At 53.6% G+C, this 274-nt stretch carries 1 protein-coding gene; it reads right to left on the bottom strand.

The features are described 5' to 3' along the window. Nucleotides 1–261 (bottom strand): hypothetical protein (locus R0J87_RS20225; protein ID WP_498888494.1); only part of this gene is annotated, 261 nt, incomplete at its 3' end. Between the last annotated feature and the right edge of the window lie 13 nt (nt 262–274).

Below are 274 nucleotides of genomic sequence, written 5' to 3' on the forward strand. Positions count from 1 at the left end.
TTTGATACCTGCCAGTTCCGGGATTTTCGCCACAACAGCGTCAATCACATGGTCGAGCTGCGTCCAGTCCACTTCACGGCTCAGCAGGGTGCTGTGCAGCGAGTGTAACCAGCGCCAGCTTTCCAGCATGACAGTTTTGCTGTCGTAATAAGCAGGATCGTAAACCTGGAAGAAACGTTGGGCGCGGCCTTCGTTGTTGATCACCGTACCGTCGCTTTCAGCAAAGCTGGCAGCAGAAAGTACCAGATGGGCGTTTTCCATAATCGCTGTGCGT

Origin of the sequence: Halomonas sp. SIMBA_159 (genome assembly GCF_046536035.1) — a bacterium.
In the GTDB taxonomy this organism is placed as follows: Bacteria; Pseudomonadota; Gammaproteobacteria; order Pseudomonadales; family Halomonadaceae; genus Vreelandella; species Vreelandella venusta_A.